Origin of the sequence: Paramaledivibacter caminithermalis DSM 15212 (assembly GCF_900142245.1) — a bacterium.
Lineage (GTDB): Bacteria > Bacillota > Clostridia > Peptostreptococcales > Caminicellaceae > Paramaledivibacter > Paramaledivibacter caminithermalis.
The window spans coordinates 1-23,339 of record NZ_FRAG01000052.1; the positions used below are offsets into that span (position 1 = coordinate 1).

The window sequence follows — 23,339 nt, forward strand, 5'->3', positions numbered from 1 at the left end:
ATACTAACTATTACATTGCTCAGAATCATTTAAAAGCTCTAATTTACTTTCACTTAGCTCAGCTAGATAGTTTAAGAGACATTCATGATTTTATGGAATCTGATTCAGACCTAAATGAACTGATAAATCCTGTTAGTCTTGGCTCTTTATCAAATTACAACAATAACATAAATTTCGAAGTATATATCCCTTTGTTGAATCAAATTATCGCTACAGCTATGAATCAACTATCTATAGACCATAAAATCAAGGAGTTCGGATCTGTTAAAATCATTGATTCTTCAACAGTTAGTATGGCTCTATCCTATTTTAAATGGGCAGAATTTAGAAAGACTAAAGCAGGCATAAAACTTCATACCAAATATGACTTAGGTAAAGGTGTCCCTGAACTAGTAATTGTTTCAAATGCTAAGGTCCACGATAAAAAGAAAATGGAAGAATTAATGACTGAAAAAAACTGCATTTATGTGGTTGATAAAGCTTATGTGGACTATAAAAAATTTGATAAATTCACTGACGACGGAAAATATTTTATTACAAGGCTTAAAGATAATGCAGTAACAGAAGAAGTTGAGACTCTCAAAATCACCTATTCACAAATGGAACTACTAGATGAAGACACAACAATTGTATATGATAAAGTTGTATATCTTGGTAATGAATATATAAACAAAACCAAGAAAAAGTACAGAATTATTAAAATTATTGACGCTAAAGGAAAAGAACTAATTTTTGTAACAAATGTATTTCATTTATCCAGTGAAGAAATAGCCTGGTTATATAAAAAACGTTGGGAAATAGAACTATTCTTTAAATGGATAAAACAGCACTTAAAAATCAAAAAATTCATAGGATATAGCTTAAATGCAGTAATGAATCAGATTATAACAGCTATCATTGCTTTTATAATGATTAAGATGGTTCAAAAAATCGCTAAATCATCCTTAGGGTTATTAAAAATAAAGCGATTGATTAAGCATTCCATAACCAAACACGTAGATAATAGGACATTTAACTGGGCGATTTGGCTTGGAAGTTAAGAAATAGATAATTCCATAAAAATCCAAATTCACTGATTTAAAGGATATTTCTATCCATTTTTGATGGAATATATTTCCTGAAACCTAGATTATCTAATTTTATCAGTGAAGATCAGGAAATCTTCAAAAATCAATAGAAAGTTTTTCTAAATTTTGAACACTAGTGCAAACAGAAAATATTAAATAAATAGAAAAATACAAACTATATTCCCTTTACTCAATTCACCCATAACCTCCTTTTAATGGTTATAATTTACTATATTTCATATTATACCATAATAAATTAAAGGTCAGGGTGAAAAGTTGAATTAATCCTTTCCTTAATAAATACTCCAGCTTATTTTTTGTCCTCAAATATTCTTGAAGGATTATTGTCTATTACAAGCACATAATGAAATGTACCTTTTACAATTAATTCTTAGTTTTCTTGCCATTTTTATTACTTGTTTTTAGCATACTATATAAATTCAACTTTTCAACCCTGACCCCATTTTTCTTATCATCTTAATTTTTCATTAATCAACTGAATATAGCTCTTTAAAGTATTATCTAAAGAACCGATTCCATCATACCATGGTTTACCTAAACTAGGCTTTTTAGAAAAGTATCGTGCCTTTAATATTATCTCTGGTCTATATTCAAAGTGAAGTATATCAAAATGATTCCACTTGCCTCCCCAAATAAAATTATTCTTTTCGAAGATTTTTACAATTTCCTTTGGATATGAACGCAGTCTCCTTTCCCCAGCTTCCCTTGAAGCCCATTTCCAATAATCACTTTTATTACTCTTAAGATCAATAGCGATACCGAAGGAATGAGGGCTTAATCTATTAGTTCCTGAGATATAGCGATAATTAAATGTACCATTTACTGGATATACAAAGGAATATATTTGCTGCTTATTTTTTGCTAAAACATTAAGCTCCTTCATAACTACTTTTAATGAATCAGCCGCTTTGTTGTTTTTATTAAAGGGACAGTATTTATATCCAATCTTAACATTATAAAGATTTAACTGAATCTGCTGTTTGGACCTTCCATAGACTTCTTTTAACAATGGATATACCCTTATACGTCCAGGATCAAAATCTTCATTCATTAAACCCTTAATATCCCTAAGTGGATAAAGCTGCTGCATCATATCCTGTAAATCTGGATTAGCTAACTTTTCTTTATTGCTCTTTGTAGCTTTATCATCATATAAAATTTTTGTTCCTGATTTCATTACTACATATACTTTACCGTCTTTCCCTTTTTCTACATTAACAATATACTCTGGATAAGCCATCATGAGACATAGAAGGTCTCGTTTCATATTTACTTCATAGCTGTTATCACAAGTGTCTTTAACAATCATATTTTGTATCCATTCCTTTTGGACACATCCTGTGATAATGAATAAAGAAATAAATATAATGAATATTAGTTTTTTACTCATAAGCTACTATCTCCCTTAATTAAAAAAATATTATAGCTATATAGAATATTTATAATTAGTATTTCACAAAAATGAAAAAGAACCATAGAAAAAATTTCTATGATTCACCTTTATTTTACTGTATTCTTCTCATTGCCTTTATTCTATCATTTTCATTTAATATCTTTTTTCTAAGTCTTATGGCATCGGGAGTGATTTCCACAAGTTCATCATCTTCAATAAATTCAAGTGCCTCTTCAAGGGTAAAGCGCTTTGGAGCAAGCAGCTTTATTGCTTCATCGCTACCCGATGCTCTTGTGTTTGTAAGCTTTTTATTTTTACAAGGATTGACTGTCATATCTTCTTTTCTGCTATTCATACCAATTATCATACCCTCATAAACCTCAGTTGCAGGCTCTACAAACATAACAGCTCTTTCACTTAGGTTGAACAGTGAATATGCCATAGTAGTCCCATTTATCTGTGAAATCAGTACTCCATTGCTTCTTTTTGGGATGTCACCTTTATGGGGTTCATATCTCTCAAAGGATCTTACAAGGGTTCCCTCACCTCGGGTATCATTAATAAATTGACTACGATATCCTAGTAACCCCCTAGTTGGAACTAAAAACTCCAGCTTTGTGTAGCCATTTTCTGATTCCATATATTCCATAATACCTTTTCTGAGATTAAGCTTTGATATTACTGTCCCTGAATATTCATCGGGTACAGATACTATTACTCTTTCAACGGGTTCATGCAATTTTCCATCTATTTTTTTCATAAGCACCTCTGGTTTAGATACAGAAAGCTCATAGCCTTCTCTACGCATATTTTCAAGTAAAATCGATAAATGCAACTCACCTCTTCCAGAGACCTTATAACCATCAGAGTTTTCTAGCTCTTCTACCCTCAGCCCTACATTAACCTCTAATTCCTTTTCAAGTCTTGCTCTAATATGTCTTGTTGTTACATATTTTCCACTTTGCCCACAGAAGGGAGAATCATTGACTAGAAAGTTCATTGATAGTGTAGGTTCTTCAATCTCTATCATTTCAAGTGGTTCTATCTTATCTACATCACAAATTGTTTCTCCTATAGACAAGTCATCTATTCCTGCTACCACAACTATATCTCCACTATAGGCTTCCTTTTTCTCGACCCTATTTAAGCCTTCATATACAAATAGCTTAGATATCTTACCATTATCCACATTACCATCTCTTCTAGATATAGCTACTTGTTGGCCAGCTTTTACTTTACCCTTTGTTATTCTTCCTATACCTAATCTTCCTATATAATCATCGTAGGCAAGGGAAGAAATTTGAAGCTGTAAATTTTCATCATCCTTATCAGGATATACATCAACATGCTCTAATAACAATTCAAATAACGGCTTAAGGCTATCGCTTTCTTCATCCATTTCTCTTTTTGCTATTCCTTCCTTTGCAATTCCATAGACAATAGGAAAATCAAGCTGCTCATCACTAGCATCTAAATCAGCAAAAAGATCAAAGGTCATATCAACAACTTCTTCCGCTCTTTGGTCCTTTTTATCTATTTTATTTATAAAAAGAATTGGCTTTAGTCCTCTTTCAAGGGATTTTTTCAATACAAATCTAGTCTGGGGCATAGGTCCTTCACTAGAATCAACTAACAGTATTGCCGTATCTACTGTTTTTATAATCCTTTCAACCTCCGATGAAAAATCGGCATGGCCAGGAGTATCAACGATATTTATCTTTACATCATTGTATTGTATAGAACAATTTTTAGAGTAGATAGTAATTCCACGTTCCCTTTCTAAATCATTACTATCCATTACACAGTCTACCACCTCTTGATTCTCTCTAAACACTCCACTTTGACTAAGCAGTGCATCAACCAAAGTAGATTTTCCTGCATCTACGTGGGCAATTACTGCAATATTTATTATTTTTTTCTTTTCCATTATAGTATCTTTCCTTTCAATTTTTTCACTTCTATAATAGTACACTTTATTTTGCTTTTTATCAATTATTATTATGCAAAATACATAAATTACATAAAAAAACAGATTTGATAATACCAAATCTGCATTAAAAGCTTATCATCCAAATCAAAAGTATAATTAGAAATATACTACAGGCAATATATACAATTGCATTTAAAGGTACTTTATCCATCGTTTTTCTAGACAATATATTCTTAACCCTATCAATTATTCTCATAGATATCTCTTTATTATCCTTAAATCTTAGATGGACATTGGCAGTAGTAAAAATAGAATGAGTACTTATTTTTATTTCAGAACTAAGATATGGTATAATGATTTTTCCTCTTTTATCTTCATATTCAATACCTTCTTCTTTTAATGCCGTAAATAATGCTTCGTATAATATATCTTCTTCAATATTGAATATCATATAATCTCCAAAGGATTTTTTTAATACAAAGATTAGAAATATAAATAATGCTACAAACAATAAGCCTATTGGATCAAAATCTCCCCAGAAAATAGGTCTAATAAAGTTCAACATAAGGGTAGGAAAATAACAAGTACCTAGTAATATAGTCATTAAATATCCCTTAATAAATATTGGTTTTTTTCGCAGCATCATTATTCCTAAACTCAAAATTATTATAGCGACGACTCCTATTATAATTTTAATAAATATAAACATATAATCTCCTCCTAACATTACTCCACATCTATTACTATATAGTTTAATAATATATATTTCAATAAGTATTTTTATATCTTCTAAAATTTATATTTGTTTTTAAATTTTTTATACAAAGAATTATTTTCATAAATATTAAAAACATTGTTGATATTTGAAAAATTTCATGTAAAGTTATATATATGAATAATATTTTGGAGGTGTATATATGGAAAGAATAAAAAAGCTTTTAAAAATTATGAAAGAAAAAGAAGTTGACGGATTCTTAGTATCTTCTGAAGCTAATGTTACATATTTAAGTAATTTTACAGGAGACTCTTCTTATCTCGTTGTATCTCCTAAGGGCTGTGCATTTTTTACGGATGGAAGGTATACAGAACAGGCTGAAGCCCAGTGTCATAAAGGAATTGAAATAATTAAGTGGTTAGAGAATAAAAGAAATGGTATTCAATCCTACAGCCATGCAGTTAAAGCTTTTGGTATAAAGAGACTTGCATTCGAAGCTACACAAATCCCTTATTCAACATATAAATCACTTAATGAAGGTTTAAATGGAATAGAGCTTGTTCCTCTTAGTGGCATCATAGAAGAAATCAGGATGATAAAGGATAAACAAGAAATAGAAGCTCTTAGAACTGCTTGTGAAATTTCCGATAAGGCTCTTGAGCTTACTATTCCATATATTAAGCCTGGAGTAACTGAAATGGAAATTGTTGCAAGACTTGAATATAATCTTAAGTCCAACGGTGCAGAGGGCTTGTCTTTTGATACTATGGTTTTATCTGGGGCAAAAACATCACTACTTCATGGCCGTCCAGATAGTAAGAGATTAGAAAATGGTGATTATATATTATTTGATTTTGGTGCATTATATAAAGGCTATCATGCAGATATAAGTCGTACCTTTATACTTGGAAAAGCTGATAATAAACAAAAAGAGCTTTATCAAATAATTCAAAGTGCTGAAATGGAGGGAATAAAATCCTTAAAGCCTGGAATATCTGCTAGGATTCCTGATAAAAGAGTAAGGGAAATCATTCCACAAGAATATATAGATTATTATTATCCTGGTTTAGGTCATGGGGTAGGATTACAGGTTCATGAAGATCCAAGCTTATCTCACGACTCTAAATTTGAACTTGAAAAGGACATGATCTTAACCGTAGAGCCTGGAATTTATATTCCAAGTTGGGGTGGTCTAAGAATCGAAGATACTGTATTGATAACAGAAAACTCTTATGAAATTTTAAATAAATTTCCAAGGGACTTAAGAATCCTATAATAACAAGGATCTTGTGTATAAATATATCATTTCTATGTATATTGTTGGAAAATTTGTTGACTTTTAATTTGTAAATAGAGATAAACAACTTGTAAGGTTTAATAAATTTCAAAGAAAAAATGTAGAAGCGTTCATTATTTTCTTTGAAATTTATTTTAAATATTAATGTTGTTTATCTATAAAAGAAATTATGAAAATCAACAATAAAGACCGGATTTTCCGGTCTTCATAAATATTATTTAGTTATTTTCTCTAGACCTCCCATATATGGTCTAAGCACCTTAGGAATCACCACTGATCCATCTTCCCTCTGATAGTTTTCAAGTATAGCTGAGAAGGTTCTTCCAACTGCAAGTCCTGAACCATTTAATGTATGGACAAGCTGAGGCTTAGCCTTTAATTCTGGTCTAAATCTGATGTTTGCTCTTCTTGCTTGATAATCTTCAAAGTTGCTGCAAGAAGAAATCTCTAAATATCTATCATAGCTTGGCATCCACACTTCGATATCATAGGTCATCGCTGAGCTAAATCCTAAATCTCCACCACATAACCTTACAACTCTATAAGGCAGCTCTAATCTCTTTAAAACCTCCTCTGCTGCTGCGACTAGACTTTCTAGTTCCTTATATGAATCTTCTGGTTTTGTAAATTTAACTAATTCTACCTTGTTGAATTGATGCTGACGGATAAGTCCCCTTGTATCTCTACCAGCGGAACCTGCTTCTTTTCTAAAACATGGTGTATAAGCTGTATGATAGATAGGAAGGCTGTCTCCATTTATTATTTCATTCATGTATAAATTAGTTACTGGTACCTCTGCTGTAGGTATTAAAAAATAATCTTTGCTTGGTAGATAAAACATATCATCTTCAAATTTAGGAAGCTGACCTGTTCCTGTCATACTATCTCTATTCACCATAAATGGTGGCAACACCTCTTCAAATCCATGCTCTCCTGTATGAAGGTCTAGCATAAAATTAATAAGCGCTCTTTCAAGTTTTGCACCTAATCCTTTATAAACTGTAAATCTTGATCCTGTAATTTTTGAAGCCCTCTCAAAATCTAAAATTCCTAAATCACTCCCTATGTCCCAGTGAGCTTTTTTATCAAAGTCAAATTTTGTAGGTTCTCCATATGTTCTAACTAATTCATTGTCCTCATCACTATTACCTTCTGGTGTATCGTAACGTGGTGTATTGGGTATTCCAAGTAAGGTCTGCCTTATTTCATCGTCCACATCCTTTAGTCGTGCATCTAATTCCTTTATTTTTCCTGATAGTTCCTTCATTTCATTAAGTACATCTGTTGCATCCTTGCCTTCTTTTTTTAGCTTAGGTATTTCCTTAGAAACAATTTTTTGTCTATTCTTCATCTGCTCAACTTCTGCTATTATTTTTCTTCTTTTTTCATCAAGCTTTATTATCTCTTCTAGTCCAAAATCACCCTTTCCTCTCTTTTCAATAAGCTTTTTTACCTCATCAAAATCATTTCTAATTCTTTTAATATCTAACATTTTAAAACCTCCTTCTTGTCTTATAGGTATTCGTTAATGGTCGAGTATTAAGGTTAAGTTTGAGGTTGAATAAAAAGTCATATCTCATAGGTCTTAAAAACCAAAATCTTAGCTTTAATCTTAACCTTTTACTTTAATTACAACAAAAATAAAAACCCCTCATCCCTACATAGGGACGAGAGATATTTTCCCGCGTTGCCACCCTGATTGACTAAAATAGTCCAGCTCTTAGCATATTAACGGTTGCTAACCGATTAAGCCTAATAATTTTTCAGCTTAATGACTCTAGGACGGATTCAATAGGTAGTTATATCAGCTTGCACCAACCGCCGACTCTCTTAAAAAACTATTCTATTTACTACTTCCCTTCACAGCCTTTGATATATTAATTATACCATGTTTTTCGTAATTCTAGCATAATTAATTGTATTTTTCAAGGGAATTAAATTAATTTCCCCTAGAAAGTTTGAATAAACTATATCTTCTAATATCTGTATACCTTTTTTGCTTTTAGGCTATACTCAAAATATAAATAAATGATAAAGGGGTCGATAGCATGAATAGCTTTGATAAAATTGATATCTATGCAAAAATAGGAGATTTAAAAGATATAGACTATAGAAATACTCTAGCCATAGCAACTCTTGTTGAGCTTTTAGTAGAAAAAGGCATAATAACTAGGCAAGAATTTTCCCATAAAGCTTATATTTTAGATAATATGTCCACTGAAGAATTAAAAAGCTTTAGATCTTTAAACAGATAGATACATAAGAAAAACATAGCCCTGATAAATTCAGGGCTTTAAATTATTCTTTTTAGTTTGTTAAATATTTTCTTTTCTATAGCATCAATCTCTTTTTTCATCTTTCTTGGAGACATATCAAACTTTTTTGATAAATCTTTAATATTTATTGGTTTATTTTCATCTAAACCAAATCTAAGTCTAATTATTTCTTCTTCTCTCTCATCTATATCAGAACTTTTATTTATAATTTCATTGATCTTTTCTTTAATAGTCTCCAAAGCTTCTGGAGTAATGTTTTCCATAATTATTCTCCTCTTACTTTACTTGGTAATATCAGTTTTTAATGCATTATTGAATTTATTAAAATAATTGAATATTCCTACTACACAAGCTATTTCTACAATCTCACCATCATCAAAATATTTTTTCATATCATTATATAGATCATCGGAAACATTATTTGAATCAGTGGTCATAACTTCTGCAAATTCTAAGGCTATAAGCTCTTTTTCTGTAAATAATTCAGGGTTTTTAAGTTTATTTTCCATTTCTATTATGGTATCCTCCGATACCCCTGCCCCTCTAGCAATGGCAGTATGGGATGAAAGTCAGTAAGCACATTCGTTCATTTGAGAAACTCTAACAGCAATCATTTCCTTTAACTTAAAGTCTACGGTCCCTGTTTTTAGTACTGTTCTAAAATGATCAAAAGCCGTTTTTAAAAGCTTAGGTCTATATGCAAGTGTTCTAAACATATTAGGAATATTACCTCTTTCCTTTAAAAAATCTTCAAAAATTTTCTTTGCTTCATTATTAACTTCATTAGGTTTTAAAGGTTTTATCCTAGCCATTGTTTCGCCTCCAAAAGTATTTTATTTTAACTTATTGTATCTCTTTGATGTAGTCATCATAATATGTGACTGAATAAGATAAGAAGATAAATCGTGTTCTTTAATATTTCTTATAAAAAACAATGATTTTATAAATGATAATATTTTTTTCATAGCACGCACCTTTCTATTTCTATATATATTGTTATGATTAGTACAATGAATATTATCTCATATTGACTAAAATTCCAACTTTTCTAAGCTAAACGTAAGCAACTTTTTTGAAAGGTTGATTATTTCTTCATCATTTTTAGAATTATAGATATCAAGTAAAATTTCTTTCTCTATAGTATTTTTCAAAAGTTTTTTCTGTTTTAGTACATTTCTAAGATGCCTCGCCGTTCCTTCATTACCATCAATTATTTTTATATTGTTTCCTGTAAATTTTCTTATATAATCCTTCAAAAATATATAATGTGTACATCCTAAAACTATTGAAGAAACTTCATTTATATCTATACCGTTAAAGCATTGTCTTATACTATCTTCAACCTCTTGTCCTTCTGTAATCCCGTCTTCAATAAGCTCCACAAGCTTTGGACAAGGAAGCTTAATTATATCTCTAGCTTTTCCATATTTGTCCATAAGCCCCTTGAACTTTTTTTCTTTTAAGGTCATATTGGTAGCCATAACAACTATTTTACCATCTGATTGTATGGAAGTTGCAGGCTTTAGAGCTGGTTCCATTCCTATAATAGGTATGCTGTACCTTTTTCTAAGTTCCTTTATTGCAGCGCTAGTTGCTGTATTACAAGCTACAACTATAGCCTTTACTCCTTTATAAATAAGAAAATCACATATCTCTATACAAAGCTTTTTTACCTCCTCTGGAGTTTTTATACCATAAGGAGCGTTATTAGAATCTCCATAATATATATATTTTTCATTTGGTAAAAGATTAATTATATCAGCTAATACACTTATGCCGCCCATTCCTGAATCAAATATGCCTATAGCAAGATTTTCATCATTCATCATTTTTTACACCACCGCTTTAAAAATAATCTCACTATTTACTATAATTTTTAAATCCATGTTTATATATTATATCATATCAATATCAACTATAGAAATATTTCATTTTCTAAAAAACCTCCAAATCCTTGGAGGTTTTTTTTTAATGTTCCATGCCTTGAGTACCTTTAAGTTCATCTAATCTATTAAGTATAATTTTAAGCTCTTCTATAAATCTTCCATACTCTGCCCAATCACCTTGTCTTTGAGCCTCAATTGACCTTTCAAATACATCATTTGCATTTATTATCAATTGACTTATATCATCAATATCTTCAGCTGGTATAGTTGGTTGTGATGGGTTTATAGGTTCAGTAGGTTTAGGTATATCTGGTTTTGGTTCTTCTTCTGATTTCCCAAATATCCTTTCTAAACTTCCTTCTAATGTTGGTTCCATAACTATTTTTTCTCCATATGCAACTATTACTCTTTTAACCTCTGGTAAACTATCCTTAGCATCTGCCTTTAAATATATAGGCTCTACATAAAGTAACGAATCTTCAATAGGGATTGTAAGTAAATTCCCCCTAATAACACTTGAACCCTGTTGATTCCAAAATGTAAATTCCTTAGATATTGTAGGTTCAGAATCAATCCTATTTTCTATCTGCATAGGACCATAGACATTTTTACTCTTTGGAAGCTTATATACAACTAATTCACCATAATTTTCGCCATCATTCCTACCTACAAGAAGGGCAGTCATATTTGGCTTTTCTTTAGGAGTATAAGGAATTGACAATATAAACTCCTCCTTTTCCTCCTCTGGAAGCTTCATCAATAGATAATTTGACTCTATAAGCTGATTTTCATTCTCATATTTCTCATTTGCTATATACCATTCATCCTCTTGATTATAAAAAACCCTTGGATCCTCCATATGATATATTCTATATACATCTGCTTGGATATCAAATAAAACCTGTGGATACCTTATATGAGCTTTTAAGCCTTCTGGCATTTCATCAATAGATGTAAATAGCTGTGGAAATATTTTTGAATAGGTTTTTACTATTGGATCATTTTCATCTGCTAGATAGTATGTTGTATCACCATTATAAGCATCTATTACAACTTTAACAGAATTTCTAATATAATTTATTTTAGAATCTGAAATAGGTTCTGAATATGGATAATTACTGCTAACGGTATATCCATCAATAATCCAATAAATTTTTCCATCATATAAAGCTATATATGGGTCTGAATCGTATTCTATATAAGGCATTATTTTCCTTACTCTATCATGTATATTTCTGTTAAGAACTATCTTACTTTCGGAAGTAATGCTTCCAGCTAAAAGCATCTTAAGACTTCCTTGTTTATAGGCATATAAAAGCTTGTTTAAACCCCTTAACTTAATTCCCGCATTTCCTTCATATATATTTTCTACATTAGAATTTCCCTTTGGATAATCAAACTCTTTTTCCTTTGTATTCACTATTATATAATCGTTAGTCAATTCACCAAAGTAAATTTCTGGTCTTTCTATCTTAAAGCCTTCAGTATTAGTAATAGGAGGAATATTTTTTATTAGCATTTCTGGAAGTCCTTCAGATGTTATTTTATTTACAGGAGACATTACTATACCATATCCATGGGTATATATTAAATGCTTATTAATAAAGGTCTGTCTTTCTTCTTTTATCTGGCTTTGATCCAACTCTCTTGGCGATAAGAATACTTGTCTATATTTACCATCTATATAATATCTATCTATATCCACATCGTTAAATTTATAATAATGTCTTATTCCTTGTTTTTGATTATAAACTAATTCTGTTGGTCTATAATCATTTATTCTTATGTTTGATATGGTCTCTTCATTTTCCTTTAAGTCCTCAAGAGTTAGAGTTGTGTCTGCGGGGAATTTTCTCTCTTCTACATCTTCAAGCCCGTATGCCTTTTGTGTATATTTAATATTATATTCTATGTACTTTGTTTCCTTAGATATTTCATCGGGAGAAACGATATAGCTTTGTACCAGAAAAGCAGTTAAATTTCCTACTATACTTATTACAATCATCAAAACAGGTCCCGAAATAGCCAGTCTTAGTTTTTTTCTTCTGGCCCCTAAAAATAAGAGTATTGCTGAAATAAATGCAACAATCATTATGACCCTAAATTTTAAAAGAATAACCTTTATATCAGTATAACTTGCCCCATATACCACTCCCCTTTGAGAATAAAGCAAATCATAGGCCCTTAGATAATATCCCAATCCCAATACTAGAAAAAATATTATTCCTAATACTACTAATTGTCTTAATGCAATATCAAATATCCTTTTCCCATTATTTAAATTCATTTGTCTAGTACTAAATTGGTTTTCAGAATCTACTTCAATAAGTGTTGGTCTTCTAAGTATCATCATAATTACATAGAATATTATAGTTGTAACAGCTAATAGTACTATAAAGCTTATAAGCATATAGTATATTTTAGTAATCATAGGATACTTAAATATGTAAAAGGATATATCCTTATTGAATATTGGTTCCGTTACTTTGAAATCTGTGGAATTGAAATATCTTAAGATATCAAACCAAAGATTACCTGCTATGGTACTACTAGATATAAATGAAAGAAATACTGCACCTATAAGAGCTATTTGATTTATTCTCTTTTCAGATATACCAGTATGTACTACATTTACCTTTTTATAATAATCCTTTTTTATAGATATTAAATAAATATAAATAAGAATTGTTGCTACTATAAATACTGGAACTCCTATTTTAAGCTGTGTTATTAGCTTTGTTAAGAATACTTTTTCAAATCCCAGCTCTTGGAACCATTTATATTCTGTTATAAAGTTTATTATAGTATTAAAGGAAGTAGATATCATAATGATTAATATTATTACTATACCAATGATAACTCTACGTGTATTTGTCAAAAAAATCACCACCCTCTCAAATTCACTGACTATAAATATATATATCAATTATACTAAAAATAAATACAAAACATTCTTTTTTAATATACCCCAATCCTTTATTAATAATAAAGGATTGGGGTTATTTTTAAATTTTTTTTAGTTCTTCTTTTATAAAATCTACTATTTCTTTTAAATAATGTGCAGAAAAGTCAAATTTTATACCAGCAGCCTTGTATACTTCACTAACAGATTTGGAGTATCCAAGCTCTAAGAAATTTTCATATTCTTCAATAGCTTTAACTCCCTTTTCTTTATAATTCTTATATATGGCTATGGCACCAAGCTGTGCTATAGCATACTCAATATAATAGAAAGGAACTTCAAAAATATGAAGCTGTGTAAGCCATTTTGATCCCTTCTCCGAATCAAATCCTGACCAATCTATTCCTGCATTAAATCTGTCCATGAGGGATTTAAAGTACTCGGTTCTTTCTTCTATCGTATGATTAGGGTTTGTATATATCCACTGCTGAAATGCATCCACAATCATTGCCCAAGGTAAAAATTGTATAGTCCCTTCAAGCTGCTGTCTTTTAGCTTTTCTTAAATCCTCTTCATCTTTATAGTATTCATCAAGATATTCTAATGTAAGGAGCTCCATTGACATAGATGCAAGCTCTGCAATTTCACTTGGAACATCTTTATATTGACTTATCTTTTCATCTGCCTTTGCAAAGGAATGTATTGCATGACCTGCCTCATGAAGCAGGGTTCTTACATCAGAATTAAGTCCTACTGAATTCATGAAAATAAATGCAGCTCCATGTTCTGCAAGGGGAAAATTATATCCTCCTGGTGCTTTACCCTTTCTATTTTCCAAATCAAGAAATTTGCTGTTTTTCATTATTTCCAATTTTCTTCCAAATTCAGGCTTAACTTTATATAAAATATTTATGGCTTTATCTACCAGTTCCTCTACATCATCGAAGGGTTTTAAAACCTTACCATCTATATCTACTTCAGTATCCCAAGGTCTTAAAGTTTTAACTTTAAGTTTTTCCTTCCTTTCTGCATTTAATTCCTTCAGGAATGGTATTACAACTTGTTCTACTGATTGATGAAATCTGAATATATCCTCAGGTGTATAATCAAACCTTCCTTTTGCCTTATGCATATAATCTCTATAATTATCAAATCCTGCATTTTTAGCAATCTTTATTCTTATTTCCTTCAAATCATCAAATAATTTATCTAATATTTCCTTTTTCTCAAGCATTTTCTTAGAAATTATTTTCCACGCTTTCTCTCTTTTTTTTCTATCGGGGTCTTTTAGATATTTTTTCATTTGTATTATGGTTTTTTCTTCTCCCTCAAACTCTACTGTTATTTGGGACATAATTTCTCCATATTTATTGGAAAGCTCATTTTCCTTTACCATAAGAGGAATATTCTCTTCTCTAAAAATCTCTATATCCTTTGATATTATCTTTATAAAGTGTCCATATTTTTCCTCAGGTAATCTTGATTTGTATTTGCTTTCATAAACCTTCTTTTTAAATCTAAAATCATAGGGCTGACTTTTAGATATAACCTCGGCATAAAATTTATTGAATTCCTTTGAATATTGTGGATTATCTGCATTACATGTCATTTTAATATATTTCCATGCATAGGTTTCCTCAATTATGTATGTAAGTTCACTGTACTTTTCAATTAATCCTTCTAAATCTTCTTTAGACTTAATCTCTTGATTCTCTATTTTCTTTAATTCTTTTTCAACATGACTCCATTCATCAGCTTTAAAATTCTCGTCAAAATATACTCTCTTTTTCTTTGAAATTACTTTATCTGTTATCATTATCCTATCTCCTTTTTTTCTATTTTATAGTGTGCTTTTCTTAACTATCTCTTTAAGTTTAGCAATATTTTGATTACAAAAATTATCATTTGTCTTACCTCTATTAACACACCATCCAACTCCTGTAAAAGTGTTAAATAGCATATAGAACGGTAAAGTTCTTTCTAAATCGGGTAACTTTCTTATTGTACTATATCCACTTAAAAATTCTTCCCTTGTATTCGAGTATATATCCCAGACAAAAAGCTTCATTTTTGAAAAATCTACATCAGCAGAACCTATTCTAGAATTTTCAAAATCTAGAAGGCCTACGATATTTGAATCCTTAATAAGTATATTTCCAGGCCTATAATCCATATGAACTACAGAAGGATAATCGGGTTCAGGTAAATCATTATAATAAAAATTAAATAATTTTATACATCTATCAATTATCTCTGCATTTAAAATATATTTACAATCTTCTACACAATCTTCAAACCACTCTTTAATAGTCTGCCACCATTGATCTTTTTCTGTATATATTAATTCGTATGTATCTTCAAGCTTATTTTTTTCTATTTTGATATCATGCAGCTTTGCTAAAAGCTCACCCATTTGATATGCTATTTTATCAGTTATATTATGAGTAATTGGTTCTCCATCAATATATGACAGAAGTATAGCTCCTGGTATTTCATCATCACCCTCCCAAAAATCCAATATTTTAGGGGTAGGAAGTTTTCCTTCTAGAAGCTGTAGCATCTTATACTCTTTTACCAACTTTTCCTTATTATAGGGTATCTTTAGTATAATCTTTTCATTGCTTTGTAAAACCAGACTACATACCTTAGAACTATAGGATTCTGGAACTGTATCCATATCCCAAACCTTTAATTTCATTATTTCTATTACCCTCTTAATAGCTTTTTCCACCACTTTGGTTTCTCTCCTTTAAAGGATTCTCTGGGATTAATTAAGTAGATTTTTTATAAGCTAATCTCTCTATATAATTTAAATAAACTTTACCATATTTATTATTTTTTTCATTAGATATATATTTCTATACTAAATTAAAAAAACCTTTATAAAAATTTTATATATAAAACTTATTTTATAACTTTCATATAATATTAATAATTTTATTTTAACATCACAAGTTTATATTTGCTATAAATTTATAAATATTCTAGCTATTTATCTATCGTTTTAGTTGCAAGTACTAGGGTCTTTCTATTAAGTTTTAAAAGAAAATAGTTTGTACCAATATTTTACTGATAATAGCTTTAATTTTCCTTCTAGTACTCTATTTTACTCTGCTTCAGCTATGCAATTTTGGGCAAAAAATGTTTGAGTTTTTTAGCAAAAAATTGCACCTATCCATCAAGAATAGGTGTTTCTTTATAACTTTAATATCTATTAATAGTTAGTTTCTTTAATTTCAAAGTAAGCCTTTTCTACTCCACATAGTGGACATTTTATAGGAGCTTCTTTAGCTTCATGTATATACCCACATGCTCTGCATTTCCATCTAGCAACATCCTCTTTTTTGAATACTTTTCCTTCTTCTAAATTTTTAAGTAGTTTTAAATATCTTTCTTCATGTTCTACTTCAACCTTAGCAACCAGATTAAATGCTGCTGCAATTTGTGAAAAACCTTCTTCTTTAGCAATCTCAGCAAAGGCAGGATATATTTCAGCATGTTCTTCCTTTTCCCCCATAGCTGCTGCCTTTAAATTCTCAGCAGTTGTTCCAACTTTACCAGCAGGATATGTTGCAGTTATTTCTAGTGGTCTACCCTCTAAAAAATTAAAGAATTTTTCAGCATGATATTTTTCATTTTCAGCAGTTTCTAAAAATAATGCTGCTATTTGCTCATATCCTTCTTCTTTTGCCTTTTTTGCAAAGAAAGTATATCTATTTCTTGCTTGAGATTCTCCTGCAAATGCCTTAAGTAAATTTTGTTCTGTTCTTGTTCCAGCTAAATTTTTCATGATATCATGTCTCCCTTATGTTAATTTATTTTTTAATATCGTAATAACAGCGTTTTGGAGAATAAATTACTCCTTCTTCCTTTAATTTTTTAATAATATTACTTACTTCTTTCTTATCTATACCAGTAATTTCACTTATTTCTCCACTCTTTAAGGATTTACCCGCTTCATCTAAAGCCTTTATAATCAAATCTCTATTTTCCACTAATTTCATCTCCTATCATTCAATTTATTTTTACAATGATATATATACCAAAAAAGAAGAAAGTGAAACAATTATTTAACTTTTTTACTACTTTTTATATTTCTAATTCTCATATTGAGTATATTTAATATCTTACTGATTTATTTTCATATCTCCAAATTTTATATATCCCTTTTTTCTCATATATTCAGAAATAACAAGGGTAATTAAAGCTGGTAAAATAAAGTGAAGTAATCCTATATTCATAATTATCCTTTCTATTGGCATCTTTTCTGACATGGCTGCTATGGTTCCAAACTGACCTACTAAGCCGCTAGTCCCCATACCTGCACCTATACTATTGTTTTCCATTTTAAATACATAGGTTGATAGTGGTCCGATTACGGCACTAGCTAAGGTTGGAGGTACCCAGATAAGGGGATTTTTTATTATATTAGGTACTTGCAGCATTGAAGTACCTAGACCTTGGGCTATAAATCCTCCAAATCCATTTTCTCTATAGCTTGCTATGGCAAAGCCTATCATTTGGGCACAGCATCCAACAACGGAAGCTCCTGCAGCTAATCCACTTAATTTTAGGGATATAGCCAAAGCTGCACTGCTTATTGGTAATGTTAGTATCATTCCCATTAAAACAGCTACTATAATTCCCATAGGAATAGGCTGGAGCTCAGTTGCTCTATTGATTATTTGTCCTAATCCCTTCATAAGATGAGCTATAACAGGACTTATAAATACTCCCACCAATCCTCCTACAATAATGGTTGCTGCGGGAACCAATACTATATCTACCTTTGTCTTTCCTGATATTAATTTTGAAAATTCTGCTGCTAATAATACTGCTATAAAAGATCCTGCCGGTTCTCCTATGGTAACTATAAAAGCTCCTCCTTCTGCTATAGCTATGGTTCCTGCTCCTATAGCTCCAGCTACTAAAGATGCAAATATGCCTAGAGGTGAAGCTCCTACACTGTAGGCCACAGCAGCACCTATAGCAGGTCCCATCATAAATTGTGCAGCCTTACCAAAGGTTATAAGCTCATCTGTACCTGTAAAATCACCAATCTGTTTAAGTATGAGTCCTATAATTAAAGAAGCAAATAAACCTAATGCCATTCCATTTAAAGCTTTAGTTATATATTCTTTAAAACTTTTTTTCACCAATGTCACCTCTTTAATGTTTATTTTAACTAAATTAAAATCTTTACTTAAATTACATATCTTCTTTTTAAGCTTAAAAGAATGACCTACTTTCTTAATCTTAATCTAAACCTTAACCTTTACCTCAAAACCTTACCCTCTAGTATATATTCAAACTAATATCCATAGACTTAACAGAGTGAGTTAAAGCTCCTATAGAAATTACATCAACACCTGTTTTAGCAATATCAACTAAAGTATCTATAGTTATACCTCCAGATGCTTCAAGTATAACCCTTGAAGCTGCTATCTCAACTGCCTTTTCCATTTCCTTAAATCCCATATTATCCAGCATCACTATATCTGCACCAGCTTTTATAGCTTCCTTGAGTCCCTCAATACTATCTACTTCAACTTCAACTTTAATTGTATGAGGAATTTTATCCTTAATCTTAGAAATTGCTTCTTTAATTCCTCCAGTAGCCTTTATATGGTTATCCTTTATCATAACAGCATCCGAAAGATTATATCTATGATTATGACAGCCTCCTATTCTTACAGCATATTTTTCTAGTATTCTAAGTCCTGGCGTAGTTTTTCTTGTGTCTACTATCCTAACGGGATAATCTTTTACTAATTCCTTATATTTTCTAGATATAGAAGCTATTCCTGACATTCTTTGAAGAAGATTTAATGCTAATCTTTCTCCTTTAAGTATAGATTTAGTTTTTCCTTTTATATATGCAATCTTAGTTCCTTTTTTAACTTCATCACCATCTTTTACATTAAATGTAACGTTAATTTTATTATCGATAATATTAAAGACCCTTTTAGCAACAGATAGTCCTGCTATTACTCCATCCTCCTTGACCATCATATACGCCTCTGATATACTTTCATCATTTATTAAATTATCTGTTGTAATATCAATATTATTAATATCTTCCTTAAGCCCATTAATTATTATTTGATCAATTAAAGTCCAATTAAACAAAAGTTCCTACCTCCATACTATGGCTTACTATGTGACTCCCCAAGCTCTTTTTTCTCTTAAGTGCCGAAATAATTATCAAATAAGCAACGGTAGCTATATTTACACATTCATAATATTCTACGCTATCTTTTCTATATCTATTTAACTCTTCTATTATCTCCTTTATTATTATAAGAGCTTTATTTAGCCCTTCTTCATTCCTAAATATAAATACATATTTATTCATAACTTCTCTTATTTTTTCTTTAATTTCTTTTAAATCCAGCTTTTTTTCTTCTTTGTTATATGAATATTTTAATTCGAAATCATAAATATTTCTCCTATTATTATTGATATCCTTAGCTACCCTATTTCCAAATACTATTCCATCTAATAGTGAATTACTTGCAAGCCTATTTGCACCATGTACTCCTACAGAAGCAGCTTCTCCGCAAGCATATAAATTATCAATATTTGTTCTACCTGTATAATCTATTTCTATTCCACCCATAATATAGTGCTGTACGGGGCATACAGGAATATATTCCTTTGTTATATCAATTCCCCTTTTTAAACATTCACTATAGATATATGGAAATCTATTTTTTATAAATTCTTCATCCTTATGCGTTATATCTAAATATACATTTGGCTTTTCTTCCTTTTTCATCTCAGTTAAAATAGCCTTTGCAACTATATGCCTTGGTGCTAAATCTTTATACTCATGATAATTCTTCATAAAAGCTTCACCTGTGCTATTTCTTAGTACAGCCCCTTCTCCCCTTACAGCTTCTGATATCAAAAATCTTTTTCTATCCTTTTTACTATAAAATGCTGTAGGATGAAATTGAACAAATTCCATATCAACAATATTAACCCCAGCCCTATATGCCATAGCAATTCCATCACCAGTTGCAATCAATGAATTTGTTGTATTTTTATATATCTGTCCTATCCCTCCTGTAGCAAGAACAATAGACTTTGCTAGTATTGCATATACTTCATTATTATTCTTAACAAGAATTCCACTAGCTTTTTTTCTATCTGTCAGTATATCTATAGCAAAAGCTTCTTTAATCAATTGAATATTATCTCTATTTTCTACTGCTTTTTTTAATGCTCTTATAATTTCTTTACCCGTCTGATCCTTTGAATGTATAATCCTTCTTTTAGAATGTCCACCTTCCCTAGTAACCATTAAATTTCCCTTTTCATCTCTATCAAATACAACCCCTAGCTTAACTAGGTTTTCGATATTTTCCTTAGCTTCACTTACAAGTATTCTTACTGCTTCTTTATCATTATAATAGCTTCCTGCCTTTAAAGTATCTTCCATATGAAGCTCTATATCATCTTCATCACTTATACAAGCTGCTATTCCTCCTTGAGCAAGGCTACTATTATTCTCCTCGATTTCATCCTTTGATAATACAATAACTTTATAATCTTTATTAATATTTAATGCAGTATATAATCCTGCTATTCCACTACCTATTATTACAACATCACAACATCTCTTAATTATTTTATCTAGATTAAAATCTATTAAATATCTATTTATCATAAGTCTAACTCCTTTAAGAAAACTCTAACATCCTTTCGAGGGCTTCATATGCTTTAATCATTACTTTCTTATCAACAATTATCTCATTTTTCTCCTCCTTCAATGCTTCATATACATCTTCTAATGATGTTTTTTTCATGTTGTAGCATACCAATGAAGGAGAGAGTAGATAAAATTTTTTATCTGGATTTTGTTTCCTAAGACTGTGAAGTATTCCCATCTCTGTACCTATTATAAATTTTTTATCATCACAGCTTTTAACATATTCAATTATCTGAGATGTACTTCCTACAAAATCTGCTTTTTCTACTACATCTGGATTACACTCAGGGTGTACTAAAATCTTTGTTTCTCCTCTATGTTTTCTAACCATATCAAGTTCATTATGTCTAACTCTATGATGGGTAATACAAAAGCCTTCCCAGTATATTATTTCTTTATCTGGTATCTTTTTTGATATATAATTTCCAAGATTTTGATCTGGAATAAATAATATCTTATCCTTTTCTAATGATTGTACTATATTTAAAGCATTTGAAGAAGTTACACAAATATCACTTTCAGCCTTAACCTCTGCTGAAGAATTTACATAGCAAACTACTGGAATATCTGGATATTCCGTCTTAAATATTCTAAGCTGATCTGCTTCTATCATGTCTGCCATTGGGCAACCTGCATCTAATACTGGAAGAAGTACTTTTTTATTTGGAGAAAGTATTTTAGCACTTTCAGCCATAAAATGTACTCCACAAAAAACTATAATATCCGCATTTGTCTCAGAAGCTTTTTTACTTAATCCTAAAGAGTCTCCAACATAATCTGCTATATCCTGTATTTCTGGTATCTGATAGTTATGAGCCAATATAACTGCATTTTTTCTCTTTTTAAGTCTATTTATTTCTTCTATGATTATTTGTTGTTCCACTATTTTTTCTCCTCTCATTAAAACTGTTAACACTAATATTTTTTGCACTGCTCTATTTTTTACGTGTATTTACACCTGTCTTGTCACTATTATATATAAAAAAACATTATATATCAATCCTTAACTAAAAAACCAATATTATTTAATTTAGTTAATATAATCTCATAAATTTCATCATTTGGAACTTCTATGGTATGAATATGTTCTCCACCAGTTAAAGAAGCCAATGGCTCTGCCTTTTCCTCTTTTACCTTCTGAATAAACTTTTCTAAATCATATCTGCTATTTATCATAAGAGGACATCTTATTTCTCCATATACAGGATGTTCAATTATTACATCCAGTACTTTTGCCCCCATATCAATTATGATGGTAAGCTCTTTTTCTATAGAGTTATATCCCTTATGTTTACAAATAATAGTTCTTATATTTCTGTTATTATTATCAATTTTAGATATATAATAACCATTTGATGTAGCCATTATATTAATCCCCTTCGCCCTTAATACTGCTATATCTTGAACTATAACCTGTCGGCTGACATTAAATTTTTTTGCTAAATCCGATCCTATGATAGGTTCATCACTAGCTTTTAAAATATCCAGAATGTTTTTTCTTCTTTCCTCAGTCAAACATTTAACCTCCTTTATCTTTATAAAATAGTTTTAAAAAATAAATGAGGAAATTGCATAATACATTTAAAGAATTTCAGATTACAAAATGTAGTAGAAAGAGTCAAGAAAGCTATCTACATATTGTATTTCAAAATTATTAGTGTTAATTATGCAAATTTCTCAAATACTAAAAATTTATATCCTTTCATTTTTAATAAGTTCCTTTCTTTATTAATTATATAACTCAACTTTCGCACGTAAAAATCATTCAAAAAACTGAGATTTGAATGAAAAATTCAAAAAATATAGTAAGAACATTCCCTTTTCTTGAAAGAATTTCAAGGACGTTCTTATGACTGTATGATAGCTCATACAACCATTGTATTTACAAGATACATCATGTTATCTGTAGAAAATAGAAAGAGTGCTGACCATCGTTCAATAGGAAGATTATGTTATCTTTGTTGTGATGAATTGGAAGATATTAAATTCTTTGAATCTATCAGCTTAATCTTAGATTTATTAAAAGATGCTTTAACTGAAAAGCTATCGCTTACAAAGAAACAATTAAATGAGTTTATGAATTATATTATAGCTTCGCTACCTACTGTTTTAAAGGAAAAGCTGGCTATTTTGTGCTG

General features: G+C 30.2%; 21 protein-coding genes, 1 pseudogene and 1 other annotated feature. Of the genes and pseudogenes, 4 read left to right on the plus strand and 18 right to left on the minus strand.

Going from position 1 to position 23,339, the window contains the following annotated elements; genetic code table 11:
• The coding region (locus BUB36_RS15115) for an IS4 family transposase (RefSeq protein ID WP_073151696.1) at positions 1–1,040 on the plus strand (1,040 nt) is incomplete at its 5' end.
• Between the two features lie 499 nt (positions 1,041–1,539).
• Here BUB36_RS15115 and BUB36_RS15120 read toward each other — a convergent pair.
• The 3 genes from BUB36_RS15120 to BUB36_RS15130 all read right to left on the minus strand — a co-directional run bounded on the left by BUB36_RS15120 (position 1,540) and on the right by BUB36_RS15130 (position 5,120).
• On the minus strand, positions 1,540–2,478 hold the full coding sequence (locus tag BUB36_RS15120; RefSeq protein ID WP_073152114.1) for a M15 family metallopeptidase: 939 nt from the start codon (positions 2,476–2,478) through the stop codon (positions 1,540–1,542).
• Positions 2,479–2,593: 115 nt separating this feature from the next.
• Entirely contained in the window at positions 2,594–4,411 is a 1,818-nt protein-coding gene (gene typA, locus BUB36_RS15125) for a translational GTPase TypA (RefSeq protein ID WP_073152154.1), read from the minus strand.
• 124 nt (positions 4,412–4,535) lie between these two features.
• Positions 4,536–5,120, minus strand: a complete 585-nt coding sequence (locus BUB36_RS15130) for a hypothetical protein (RefSeq protein ID WP_073152117.1) — start codon at positions 5,118–5,120, stop codon at positions 4,536–4,538.
• Between the two features lie 208 nt (positions 5,121–5,328).
• Here BUB36_RS15130 and BUB36_RS15135 point away from each other — a divergent pair, with 208 nt between their 5' ends.
• Positions 5,329–6,402: a M24 family metallopeptidase gene (locus BUB36_RS15135; protein WP_073152120.1), complete on the plus strand. Its 1,074-nt coding sequence runs from the start codon at positions 5,329–5,331 to the stop codon at positions 6,400–6,402.
• A 235-nt stretch (positions 6,403–6,637) separates the two neighbouring features.
• Here the strand turns inward: BUB36_RS15135 and serS are convergent, their stop codons facing one another.
• Positions 6,638–7,915, minus strand: coding sequence for a serine--tRNA ligase (gene serS, locus BUB36_RS15140; RefSeq protein WP_073152123.1), 1,278 nt, complete (start codon positions 7,913–7,915; stop codon positions 6,638–6,640).
• 168 nt (positions 7,916–8,083) lie between these two features.
• Positions 8,084–8,296, minus strand: a binding site (T-box leader).
• A gap of 175 nt (positions 8,297–8,471) precedes the next feature.
• Here serS and BUB36_RS15145 point away from each other — a divergent pair.
• Positions 8,472–8,678 carry a hypothetical protein gene (locus BUB36_RS15145; RefSeq protein ID WP_073152126.1) on the plus strand — a complete coding sequence of 69 codons (207 nt, stop codon included), beginning with the start codon at positions 8,472–8,474 and terminating at the stop codon, positions 8,676–8,678.
• A gap of 38 nt (positions 8,679–8,716) precedes the next feature.
• Here BUB36_RS15145 and BUB36_RS15150 read toward each other — a convergent pair whose 3' ends face one another.
• The 14 genes from BUB36_RS15150 to BUB36_RS15215 all read right to left on the minus strand — a co-directional run bounded on the left by BUB36_RS15150 (position 8,717) and on the right by BUB36_RS15215 (position 22,716).
• Positions 8,717–8,962, minus strand: coding sequence for a sigma-70 family RNA polymerase sigma factor (locus tag BUB36_RS15150; RefSeq protein ID WP_073152129.1), 246 nt, complete (start codon positions 8,960–8,962; stop codon positions 8,717–8,719).
• 18 nt (positions 8,963–8,980) lie between these two features.
• Positions 8,981–9,208: a carboxymuconolactone decarboxylase family protein gene (locus tag BUB36_RS15155; RefSeq protein ID WP_073152131.1), complete on the minus strand. Its 228-nt coding sequence runs from the start codon at positions 9,206–9,208 to the stop codon at positions 8,981–8,983.
• 60 nt (positions 9,209–9,268) lie between these two features.
• Positions 9,269–9,511, minus strand: a complete 243-nt coding sequence (locus tag BUB36_RS15160; protein ID WP_073152134.1) for a carboxymuconolactone decarboxylase family protein — start codon at positions 9,509–9,511, stop codon at positions 9,269–9,271.
• Between the two features lie 219 nt (positions 9,512–9,730).
• On the minus strand, positions 9,731–10,528 hold the full coding sequence (murI, locus tag BUB36_RS15165; RefSeq protein WP_207550833.1) for a glutamate racemase: 798 nt from the start codon (positions 10,526–10,528) through the stop codon (positions 9,731–9,733).
• A gap of 139 nt (positions 10,529–10,667) precedes the next feature.
• Entirely contained in the window at positions 10,668–13,463 is a 2,796-nt protein-coding gene (locus BUB36_RS15170; protein WP_330390514.1) for a UPF0182 family membrane protein, read from the minus strand.
• Between the two features lie 127 nt (positions 13,464–13,590).
• Complete coding sequence (locus BUB36_RS15175) at positions 13,591–15,303, minus strand: M3 family oligoendopeptidase (RefSeq protein ID WP_207550834.1); 1,713 nt, start codon at positions 15,301–15,303, stop codon at positions 13,591–13,593.
• Between the two features lie 24 nt (positions 15,304–15,327).
• Complete coding sequence (locus BUB36_RS15180) at positions 15,328–16,221, minus strand: phosphotransferase family protein (protein ID WP_084112066.1); 894 nt, start codon at positions 16,219–16,221, stop codon at positions 15,328–15,330.
• A gap of 480 nt (positions 16,222–16,701) precedes the next feature.
• The gene (rbr, locus tag BUB36_RS15185; RefSeq protein WP_084112067.1) at positions 16,702–17,277 is read right to left on the minus strand and encodes a rubrerythrin; all 576 of its coding nucleotides are present in this window, start codon (positions 17,275–17,277) and stop codon (positions 16,702–16,704) included.
• A 25-nt stretch (positions 17,278–17,302) separates the two neighbouring features.
• Positions 17,303–17,482, minus strand: coding sequence for an ArsR family transcriptional regulator (locus tag BUB36_RS15190; RefSeq protein ID WP_106406520.1), 180 nt, complete (start codon positions 17,480–17,482; stop codon positions 17,303–17,305).
• A 132-nt stretch (positions 17,483–17,614) separates the two neighbouring features.
• A complete protein-coding gene (locus BUB36_RS15195; protein ID WP_330390515.1) occupies positions 17,615–18,643 on the minus strand; it encodes a PTS transporter subunit IIC in 1,029 nt (342 codons plus the stop codon).
• Between the two features lie 139 nt (positions 18,644–18,782).
• Positions 18,783–19,616, minus strand: coding sequence for a carboxylating nicotinate-nucleotide diphosphorylase (gene nadC, locus BUB36_RS15200; RefSeq protein ID WP_073152148.1), 834 nt, complete (start codon positions 19,614–19,616; stop codon positions 18,783–18,785).
• The gene (nadB, locus tag BUB36_RS15205) at positions 19,609–21,159 is read right to left on the minus strand and encodes an L-aspartate oxidase (protein ID WP_084112068.1); all 1,551 of its coding nucleotides are present in this window, start codon (positions 21,157–21,159) and stop codon (positions 19,609–19,611) included. Before nadB ends, nadC begins: the two co-directional genes overlap by 8 nt.
• Before the next feature lie 13 nt (positions 21,160–21,172).
• The gene (nadA, locus tag BUB36_RS15210; RefSeq protein ID WP_207550835.1) at positions 21,173–22,084 is read right to left on the minus strand and encodes a quinolinate synthase NadA; all 912 of its coding nucleotides are present in this window, start codon (positions 22,082–22,084) and stop codon (positions 21,173–21,175) included.
• Between the two features lie 113 nt (positions 22,085–22,197).
• Positions 22,198–22,716: a transcription repressor NadR gene (locus BUB36_RS15215; protein WP_073152151.1), complete on the minus strand. Its 519-nt coding sequence runs from the start codon at positions 22,714–22,716 to the stop codon at positions 22,198–22,200.
• 342 nt (positions 22,717–23,058) lie between these two features.
• Between BUB36_RS15215 and BUB36_RS15220 the strand changes: the two are divergent.
• Positions 23,059–23,339, plus strand: a pseudogene (locus BUB36_RS15220) (hypothetical protein); the annotation flags it as partial.